The organism is Streptomyces anandii JCM 4720 (assembly GCF_014650655.1).
Lineage (GTDB): Bacteria > Actinomycetota > Actinomycetes > Streptomycetales > Streptomycetaceae > Streptomyces > Streptomyces anandii.
In genome coordinates this window covers 161188-167620 of the sequence record NZ_BMVJ01000010.1, presented here as the reverse complement: position 1 = coordinate 167620, position 6433 = coordinate 161188, and the positions used below count along the sequence as shown (strand labels likewise).

Annotated in this window: 6 protein-coding genes and 3 pseudogenes; 7 read left to right on the top strand and 2 right to left on the bottom strand. The window is 66.7% G+C overall.

All coding sequences use genetic code 11. From position 1 onward, the window contains the following. Positions 1-261: 261 nt before the first annotated feature. Positions 262-390: pseudogene (locus IE249_RS37880) on the top strand (transcriptional regulator); the annotation flags it as partial. Between the two features lie 44 nt (positions 391-434). Here IE249_RS37880 and IE249_RS19710 read toward each other — a convergent pair. Continuing rightward, complete coding sequence (locus IE249_RS19710; protein ID WP_189706262.1) at positions 435-1310, bottom strand: hypothetical protein; 876 nt, start codon at positions 1308-1310, stop codon at positions 435-437. 303 nt (positions 1311-1613) lie between these two features. Between IE249_RS19710 and IE249_RS19705 the strand changes: the two genes are divergently transcribed. Genes IE249_RS19705 through IE249_RS19695 form a run of 3 tightly spaced genes read left to right on the top strand, consistent with a single transcriptional unit; the run spans position 1614 to position 4041 of the window. Then, positions 1614-2030: a hypothetical protein gene (locus IE249_RS19705; RefSeq protein WP_229858853.1), complete on the top strand. Its 417-nt coding sequence runs from the start codon at positions 1614-1616 to the stop codon at positions 2028-2030. Between the two features lie 47 nt (positions 2031-2077). Beyond that, positions 2078-3535 carry a hypothetical protein gene (locus tag IE249_RS19700; protein WP_189706260.1) on the top strand — a complete coding sequence of 486 codons (1458 nt, stop codon included), beginning with the start codon at positions 2078-2080 and terminating at the stop codon, positions 3533-3535. Further along, entirely contained in the window at positions 3532-4041 is a 510-nt protein-coding gene (locus IE249_RS19695; RefSeq protein WP_229858851.1) for a hypothetical protein, read from the top strand. Before IE249_RS19700 ends, IE249_RS19695 begins: the two co-directional genes overlap by 4 nt. 107 nt (positions 4042-4148) lie before the next feature. Here IE249_RS19695 and IE249_RS19690 read toward each other — a convergent pair. Then, positions 4149-4983 (bottom strand): annotated as a pseudogene (locus IE249_RS19690) (helix-turn-helix domain-containing protein); the annotation flags it as partial. Between IE249_RS19690 and IE249_RS19685 the strand changes: the two are divergent. The 3 genes and pseudogenes from IE249_RS19685 to IE249_RS19675 all read left to right on the top strand — a co-directional run. Further along, on the top strand, positions 4876-5430 hold the full coding sequence (locus tag IE249_RS19685; protein ID WP_189706458.1) for an ATP-binding protein: 555 nt from the start codon (positions 4876-4878) through the stop codon (positions 5428-5430). The pseudogene IE249_RS19690 and the gene IE249_RS19685 overlap by 108 nt on opposite strands. A gap of 234 nt (positions 5431-5664) precedes the next feature. Beyond that, positions 5665-6072, top strand: a complete 408-nt coding sequence (locus tag IE249_RS19680) for a peptidase inhibitor family I36 protein (RefSeq protein ID WP_189706259.1) — start codon at positions 5665-5667, stop codon at positions 6070-6072. A gap of 90 nt (positions 6073-6162) precedes the next feature. Next, positions 6163-6433: pseudogene (locus IE249_RS19675) on the top strand (hypothetical protein); the annotation flags it as partial.

Below are 6433 nucleotides of genomic sequence, written 5' to 3'. Positions count from 1 at the left end.
TTGGACGCGGCAGGCTTCGCGGCTTCGGGCTCGGCTGTGCTGCCGCAGGCGGCAAGCGTCACGGACAGGGCGACGGCGCCCAGTGCGCCGATGTACTTCTGGTGAAGCATGGAGCCATCCCCCGAGGAACGTGAAGAGGTGGTGCAGAACATGGATGCTGTGTGAACTTACATGTTCATGAAAGCTGAACTACTTCGGGGGGTGGCCCGGTCGGCAGGAGGGCGGGGCTTCGGTCCATCGTGCGCCGCCCCCGGTATCGGGTCGCCGATGTCTCCGCCCTCGGCGCCGGCGAGTCAACTCGACCGTCTCAACGGCCTGATCGGCACGGACACGGTCGAGCTGGGCGTCATCCCCTTCACGGCGTCCGTCAAGGTCGCGCCTGCCAAGGGCTTACATCAACAAAATGCCGGGCGGCCAGGAGGGCACTCAGGGCGTCAGGACCTGGGTTGCTCCAGCGTGACAGCAGCGGTGTCCGCGCCGTGCGGTTCAGCGTGTGCCGTGGCGAAAGATTCGTCCTCTTCCACGACTTCACCGTCCACGATGTCCTCCTCCATCACTCGGTGCGACGGGTCCGCCAGTGGCAGGCCTGCGAGGTGCTTCTTGAGCCTCTTGGCCATAGGAAGGTAGGTCGCGAAGGTGAGCCCGCCCGAGACGGCCGCCCCCACGAGAGGAATGGCCTTCGAAACAGCCCTCGCGAACGACTCCTTCGTCATCTTGACGCCGAGGTAGGCCGCGACCTTCTTCACTATGGGATAGACGACACCCTTGGTGAGCGCCTTCTGAGGCAGCTTCTTGGCGACCTGCTCCGACATCATCCCCGCGACCTTCCCCACAGCGGCGTTCGCCGACTGGGTGCCGAACATCACGCCGAAGAACAGCGTGAGCACCCCCACGGTGGCGTCATCGACGTCATCGCCCTCGTCGGAGAAGAAATCGGGCCAGCTGTAGAGATAGGCGAGCTTCTGCGCGATACGCAGCATGTGGCCGACGTACTGGGCCACGTCGGCGGGCACCGTGGCGGGAAGGGCAAGAATGCCGGGTATCCCGGCGGCGGCCGAGAGGGCGCTGACTTTGGCGGTTTCGTAGCGGATGGAGTCGTTGGCGACCTTGTCGAGGAGTTCGACGGTGATGCCCGCCGCGGCGGGAGTCTCCTCTGTCGCTCGTCGGATCTCCTCCTCGGAGCAGTGACGAGCCAGCGCACTTCGGAGGTACGCCTCCCTGTGGATACGCACACCCGGAAGCTTCGCTGCCGCCAGCAGCACCGCGAAGAAACGCGACTCGGGGTTCTCGACCTCTTTACCCTGCTTCATGGCAGGAACTTACAGTAGCTCCGCGCTCCAAGTGCCAGCTTGCACTGACCGTTTCCCCGTCCTCCCTTGGATCCGGAGATGAAGGGTGAGGACGGCCTGGACGAGGCCGGCGATCCGGGTGGTTGGGCGCCGCAGATCGCGGAGGAGCCGTCAGGATTCGCGTGCCGCCGAGGATCCAGTACGACTTCGCGGACGCGGTTCGTACCGCATCGGCGAGGCCGGTTTCCTGCTCACCAGCCCTTTGCAGCCCCACCTGCGCCTCACGTAAAGTCGCGGCATCTGATCATACTCGGGGGAAAGATCATGACCGAAGACGACATATCACCAGGCGGTGCGGCGCCCACCCGGATGCGCCTGAACCATGCGGCCCCCCTCGATGGCGGGGGAGGCTCGCCGTCCGGCGGCAAGGATCTCGCTTCGAGCCCCGCGGAGAAGAAGAAGGCAGCCGAGGCGATCGAGAGGCACCTGGAGCCTGACACCCACAGGGACGGCACCCAGGCGGGTGAGAGCACGGGGGCAGCCGCACGGGAGTTTGAGGGGTGGCTCACCGGACCTGCTCTGAACACCGCGCGTAAGACGTGGAGCGAACAGCTCACGACACTGATGAACCGCCTCGGCTCGGAGAAGGCCGCGTTGCGCGCCACGAACACGCTGTTCCAGAACACGGACACAGGAATCGGGCTGGGCATCCGCAAGTCCTCCGCGCTCGACTCGTTCTGATCGCACGGGTCCGACCACACCGCGGGCGCCGCAACAGGAGTTCAGTCATGGTGACGTACTACGAGATCATGGGCACCGACCTGTCGAAGCTCACCACGGCTGCCGACGACTGGGCCGCCATGGCCAAGGACTTCGACAAACTCGCGCGGACCTACAAGCAGGAAGTGCATGGCATCTCCCTCGGTGACACATGGGTGGGCCTGAGTGCCAACGTCGGCTCCGCACGCTTCGACGTGACGTGGAAGGAGTACCAGGGAGCGCAGAGCGAGGCGAAGGCCGTCGCCGAACTGCTCCGGGACGCGCACGCCGAATTCAGCCGTCTTCGCAAGAAGATCGAGTATGTCCGAGAGGACGCGGTGAAGGCCGGCATGAAGGTGTCCGAGCAAGGCGCCGTCGCCTTCGACACGTCCAAGCTGGATCGCAGCGAGTACATGGCCTACGTGCACGATCCCGACTACCAGGAGAGCGCCCGCAAAGCTGCTGCCACATGGGCCGCGCAACTGGACTCGGCGGTGGCGGCCCTGAACGACGCGGACAAGGGGTTCGAACTCGCTCTCGCCTCCGTGATGCAGGACAAAGACCCCTTGGACGGCACGATCGGCGGTTTCAACCGGGAAGCGGGGCCCGACCCGTACCCGTCGCTTGCGGAGAGGGCGAAGGCGCAGCACGTCCCCAAGGGCAAGAAGGCGGTCGCCGAGTGGTGGCGCGGCCTCGATCCGGTCACGCGCGGCATCCTGCTTCAGGAGAAGGGCGACGAGTTGCGGAAGGCGGGGATCATGAGCCCGCTGTATCACTGGCATGCAGCTGACGCGGGGTCGGGCGCGTTCAACACCGAGAAGCCCACGGCCGAGGATCTGTGGTACCTGGCCCGCGCGCAGGGCATCGCGGCCGGCGGCGACTTCAGCGGGGAGAACGCCGCGTCGCGCAACATGGAGCATTACCTGAGTGCATCGGGTGAGCCACTGGACCTGGACATCGACCGCATCCTCAAGGATGATTCCGGATTTCGCGATGATGTCTCGGTCCACATCGCCCAGAACCAGGACGCGTGGCGACAGCAGGGGCTCGACGCCTTCGAGAAGGCCGGTGGTGACAAGACGGTCGTCGTGCCGGTGGAGAGCAAGGCGGTCGGTCGCACCTTCCGAAGCGACGAGTGGTTCCACGCGGTCGGCTCCCACCAGCAGAACGTGTCGGGGATGGTCACCGTCACCCCCGGGGCGGACGGCAAGCCCAAGGTTTCGCTTGAATACCAGGCCAACGTGTGGGACCGGTACAACTGGGACGCCGGCAAGTCGACCACCTTCCCCGGCGGCGTGGTGATCCCGGACGCCGAGATGGGACGGTTGCACAAGACCGGACTTGCGCGGGAGTTCGACATGCGAGGCAGTAGCTCCACCTACACGTACGACCTGGACAGCGGTGCGAAATCGACACTGAGCCCGCCGGACCAAGGTCGAGAAGGAACCCGCGGCGACGTCTCGCGCGGCGACGAGGAGAACCGGTGACGACCAAACGAGGTGCCCTCCTCATGGCGGCAGTGGCAGCCACATTCTTGCTTTCCGCCTGCTCCGGCCCGGACACGGACGATCGCCGTGTGACCGACGGGCGCACCTCGCGGTGGGACGAGAACGCCGGCGCGCCCGAGGCGTCGGCGTTCATGCACGTGACGGCGCCCAAGGGTGCGACTGAGGTCAAGGGAGCCGTGCAGATCAACCCCCGGGAGGACATCTACCTCCTCTCGTTCGTCACCAGCGAGAAGAATGCCGAAGGCATCGCGGCGGATCTTCGTTCCGAGGAACCGCTGAAGGTGAAGAAGGCCGACTTCGCCCCGGATGGCGAGCTGTTCCGGCACCTCGGGCTGACCGAGCCGCAGACGCTGAAGGGAGCCCGCTCGGCGGGTGTCTGCCCCCCGTGCGTGAAGGACGACCGCCGCAAGAAGGTGCAGTGGATCGACATCTACGTCCAGGCGCTCAAGGATGATCGCGCCAGGGTCTATTTGAAGGCGTTCTGACCTCGGTCTCAACCGAATCCGGCAAGCACGGCGCCTGGGCTACTGCAGGTGTTGCGCGAGCGGACGTGCGTGGGGCCCTCGGCAAGCGGTGCGCTTGCCGAGGGCCCTGTCTCACGAGGAGTCAGGGCCTGCGCCCTGATGATCCCCGTACTTGGCCTCCAGCGCACGGACGCGGTCCCGCTCCGTCTGCAGGCGACTGACGTTCTGTACCTCGGCGTACGCGATCCTCCGCCCCTCCCTCGTTTCGATCAAGGTGAAGGGACCAGCCATACCCGCGTTTTCCTCACGGTCGAGCGGCATCACCTGGATCTCGACGTTCCGCCGCTGTCCCATCAGGAGAACCTGCTCAAGCTGGCCACGCAGGATGTCTAGACCTGCGATGGAACGCCTCAAAACTGCCTCATCCATAACGAAGCCGGCGAGGGGCGCATCACGGCTGGACAAGATCTCCTGCCGGACCATGCGCGCGCCCACCCGCTGCTCGATCAGTTCTTCGTGCATGGGTGGTCGCATCATCAAGAAAGTAGCCCGCGCATACTCCTCCGTCTGCAAGAGCCCGGGTACCGCCTGGTTCGCGTACACATGCAGTTCTACGGCCTCCGCCTCCAGCCGCGCCGCATCCCTAAAGAACGCCGGATACTGAGCCCGAGCCACCTCCTCCTTGCTCGCGCTCAACACCCCACCTGCACCCAGCACTTCATCCGCCTGGTCGATGAACCTCGGCGGTGGAATGCGTCTTGCCTGCTCGAACGACGCGATCGTCGAGGCCGAGTAGCCGGTCAGCGAACCGAACCTCGCGCGGTCCAGGTCCGCCCGCTCCCGGAACAGCTTCAACTGACGCCCGAACACGCACAACATGCCCGTCCCGACCTCGTACTCCGGCTGCGCGGTGCCCGCCTCGCCCGCCGACTCGTATCGCACCGCCTGGACGACTGGGGCCATCCCTACACGACCCCGCTCAACGAGACACTCACCCTCATCACGGCGGAACTCACCGCCAACGCCGTCCGCCACGGTCACGTCCCCGGCCGTGACTTCCACGTCCGACTCACACTGACCGAGGGCACCTTCCGCGTCGAGGTGGCCGACACCCGCGCCGGGAGACGGCCACCGGCCAGTCCCCCGACGACCGACTCGCTTTCCGAGTCCGGCCGGGGCATGCTCCTGGTCGCCGCCCTCGCGGACGACTGGGGCGTCAGCCCTCGCCGGGCCGCCCCGGGCAAGACCGTGTGGGCGGAGCTGCACGTGCGGCCGAAGGGCCACCCGCTCTCGTGCCGGGCGGCCCCTGAACCGACGGATGTCGATCTTCTCCTGGCTACTGCTTCGCCGCTGCGCGACGACCCGGGGTCGCGGCCGGAGGACGCCGGCCACGGAGGTCGTCGTCCGTGAGGCCGTGCTCCTCCTGCTTCTGCTGGCTGGGACCGAGACTACGGAGGCACCGACACACCGTGCCGGCGGCCATCACGATGGCTGCACCCGCGGCGGTACACCACCGCCGCCTACCGCCAAGGTTTACCCCGCACTCCACCCCGTGCGGGACGCAAGCCTTGTGTTCTCTCTGTCAGAGTCGGCAGCGCAATTCAGTTCCGTGTGATTCGACCTGAGAAAACAGGGGGCAGAGAAATGAATTTCGCGAAGAAGGCCGCACTCGTCACCGGTGTCGCCGCGCTCGGAATGGGTACGCTGCTCGTTCCGTCCGCGATTGCCGCGGGTTCGCCCGCCGGCGCTTCGGACGGGCGGGTTCACATCCAGTCCGGCACGTTCCACCTGTACGAGAAGAACAGCTTCAAGGGCGGCTGGGCCGGGCTGACCCGGACGGACAAGGACCTGCGGAACAACTACTTCGACAACGGCAGGAAGGTCGACAACCAGACCAGCTCGGTGAAGAACTACACCAACAGGTACGTCGACCTGTGGCAGAACGTCGGCTGCACCGGGGCCCACACCACGTCCTACCCGGGCACCTGGGACAAGAAGCTCAGCAACGACGCCATCAAGGACAACCGGCTGAGCTGCGTCAAGTTCCGCTGATCTCCGGTTCCCGGGCGCGCGGCCCTCGTGCTTCGAGCCGCGCGCCCGGGACCGTCCCGCACCGCCGCCCGAGAGTCCGAGGTGACCACGATGCATCCCTCCCGGTACATGCGCCACCGCCACCTTGGCATGTGCCTGGCAGCAGCGCTCATGGCCGGCGGCCTCGCCGGGTGCTCCGCGGACGCGGTGCGCCCGGCGCATCCCGCGCCCCGCGCCCGCCCGAGCGCCACGCCCTCTCCCAGCGGTCCCGCCGCCACCGCCCGGGCCCGCGCCCTGCTCCTGCCCTACGACCGGTACGAGTTGACCCCCGGCGACCTCGCGACCGTGCAGGCCGCGGAGGACGCGCTCATGGTGTCCTGCA

Coding starts and splice junctions, on each gene's coding strand:
- IE249_RS19705 (WP_229858853.1), top strand. CDS start 1,614: ATGACCGAAGACGACATATCACCAGGCGGTGCGGCGCCCACCCGGATG.
- IE249_RS19680 (WP_189706259.1), top strand. CDS start 5,665: ATGAATTTCGCGAAGAAGGCCGCACTCGTCACCGGTGTCGCCGCGCTC.
- IE249_RS19700 (WP_189706260.1), top strand. CDS start 2,078: ATGGTGACGTACTACGAGATCATGGGCACCGACCTGTCGAAGCTCACC.
- IE249_RS19710 (WP_189706262.1), bottom strand. CDS start 1,310: ATGAAGCAGGGTAAAGAGGTCGAGAACCCCGAGTCGCGTTTCTTCGCG.